At 68.0% G+C, this 1,987-nt stretch carries 2 protein-coding genes and 1 tRNA gene; all 3 read left to right on the top strand.

Going from position 1 to position 1,987, the window contains the following annotated elements:
* A partial coding sequence (locus tag HT102_RS15705; protein ID WP_333473499.1) for a nucleoside transporter C-terminal domain-containing protein occupies positions 1 to 547 on the top strand: 547 nt, incomplete at its 5' end.
* A gap of 236 nt (positions 548 to 783) precedes the next feature.
* Positions 784 to 1,542, top strand: a complete 759-nt coding sequence (locus tag HT102_RS15700; RefSeq protein WP_192040397.1) for a DsbA family protein — start codon at positions 784 to 786, stop codon at positions 1,540 to 1,542.
* A 245-nt stretch (positions 1,543 to 1,787) separates the two neighbouring features.
* Positions 1,788 to 1,860 (top strand) — tRNA-Ala (locus tag HT102_RS15695).
* Positions 1,861 to 1,987: the final 127 nt, after the last annotated feature.

Below are 1,987 nucleotides of genomic sequence, written 5' to 3'. Positions count from 1 at the left end.
CCCCTACGACCTGCCACCCGAGGAGGACGTCGCCGTCTGGCCCGATGTGGAGCGCCGCACCTTCTTCGAGATGCTCACCGAATACATCTGGGACGGCTTCCGGGTAGCCGTCACCGTCGCCGCCATGCTCATCGGCTTCGTCGCCCTCATCGCGCTCGTCAACGGTGCCTTCAGCGGCGTATTCGGCGTGACCTTCCAGGACGTGCTCGGCTACGTGTTCTCGCCGCTCGCCGTGCTCGCCGGGGTGCCGCTGAACGAGGCAATCGACGCTGGCAGCCTCATGGCCACCAAGCTCGTCACCAACGAGTTCGTCGCCATGACGCAGATCGCCGCGGGCGACTACGAGCTCTCCGAGCGCACCTACGCCATCGTCGCGGTGTTCCTCGTCTCGTTCGCGAACTTCGCGTCCATCGGCATCATCGCTGGAGCCGTCAAGAGCCTCGCCAGCGCGCAGGGCGACACCATCGCCCGGTTCGGCCTGCGCCTCGTCTACGGCGCCACCCTCGTCAGCTTCATCAGCGCGACCATCGTCGGCCTGCTCGTGTAGGCGCGGCACTGGGGGCGAGCGGCGGGCACTCACTGACCCGAGGATCCGCTGGCTGATGTCACCAACCGGCGGGGTGTGTCGCGGCGCGTCGTATGACAATAGCTAGCGGATTCCACGCGGGCCTGCCGCGCTGAGAACATCCCGCCGCAGCCCCCGCCCTGGCCAGGTTGCCAACGCGCGTCGAATTCGGGCACTGTAGCGTCGACGCGCCGCGCCACCACCGCGAAAGGACCCCCGTGAGCTCACGACGATCACGCCACAACCGATCACCCCGCACCGCGAGCTACACGCCCGAGAAGCCCTCCAACCGCGCCACCTACATCCTTGCCATCCTCGCGATCATCCTCGCCACCGCCGGCGTCATCGGCATGATCCTCTGGCAACAGCGCACCAGCACCCCCGTCGACGAAGGCTACGGCCCCGTCCGCGACGCCACGGTAGCCATCACCGACGACGGCAGCGTCCGCCTCGGCGACCCCGCAGCGCCCGTGCAGCTCCAGCTGTTCGAGGACTACATGTGCCCCGGCTGCCGCGACTTCGACCACCTCTACGGCGACCACATCGCCCGGCACATCGACGACGGCAACGTCGCGGTCGAGTACCGGACCCTCACCTTCCTTGACAGCGTCTCCGGCGACGGCACCTACTCCACCCGCTCCGCCGCGGCCGCCGCGTGCGTTGCCCAGCACAGCGACGCCACCGCCTACAGCGCTTTCCACGCGGCCCTCTACGACAACCGCCCCGCCAACGGAAGCACCCTCACCGACGACGAGCTCGCCCAGCTCGCCCGCGACAACGGCGCCGACCCCGCCGCCACCGACTGCATCACCAGCGGCGAGCTCCTCGACAGCATCCGCGACAACGCCGAGGCCAACCGCCAAGCCATGATCGAGGCAGGGGGCGAGGGCACGCCCACCGTCGTCCACGATGGCACCACCATCGACTTCCTCAACAGGCACTGGCTCAACAACATCGTCGCCGGCCCCGAGGATTAGGAGGTCATGGTCGGTGCCGGGCCGAAGCTAGGTCGTGAGCATAGTGGAAGCTTTTCCCGATTGGCGGGGGAAAATCTTCCACCGGAGGCAGCGTGCCCGGCCTCAACCTCGTCGCCGGGCCACCCCCAGCGGTCCGCGCGACTGTGCCCGGAGCCACCCCCAGCGGCGCGCCCAGCGATTTGGCGAACAAACCGGCCGTGGTGTAACTTCGATCAGGCAGCGGAACTGAACACCACAGTCCGCACGGGGCTATGGCGCAGCTGGTAGCGCACCACACTGGCAGTGTGGGGGTCAGGGGTTCGAGTCCCCTTAGCTCCACTTCACAACTTCAAGCACACAGCGCTTCCCTTAACCGGGGGCGCTGTTTTGTTGTTCCGGGGGCAGCGACTGCTAGTGCTGCGCGCCGCGCGCGGGGTGTTCGGCATGCCAGCGCTGAGCCGGTGTG

It is taken from the genome of Lolliginicoccus lacisalsi (assembly GCF_014841105.1).
In the GTDB taxonomy this organism is placed as follows: Bacteria; Actinomycetota; Actinomycetes; order Mycobacteriales; family Mycobacteriaceae; genus Lolliginicoccus; species Lolliginicoccus lacisalsi.
This window is presented reverse-complemented; position numbering and strand designations above follow the sequence as displayed.